Here is a 275-nt window from a genome sequence, read left to right on the forward strand (position 1 = left end):
TGATTTTTTAATAACTTACTTTAAAGCCAATGAATGTGAAATACTGGATAATAAACCAACCCACCTTACAGTTCAACTAACGATAGAAATGGATAAAGAATTAATGAACCGGCCCTTTTATTGGCACTACCTGGAAAAAACGGGTGGCATTCCGAACCCAGCCCAGATGACTTTCATTACCGATCCAGAACAAGCCCCACCCGACCTAAAGGGAGAAATGATTCATTTTGGCTCCCCTCGGCTCCATCAGATTATTCAATCAACAAAAAAGCTGG

The 275-nt window shown here is 40.7% G+C and carries 1 protein-coding gene; it reads left to right on the forward strand.

The window, feature by feature from the left end; translation table 11 throughout:
- A partial coding sequence (locus tag SB773_RS31565) for a YqhG family protein (RefSeq protein WP_410594256.1) occupies positions 1 to 275 on the forward strand: 275 nt, incomplete at both ends.

Source organism: Bacillus sp. SIMBA_074 (assembly GCF_046534555.1).
Classification (GTDB): Bacteria; Bacillota; Bacilli; order Bacillales; family Bacillaceae_G; genus Bacillus_A; species Bacillus_A mycoides.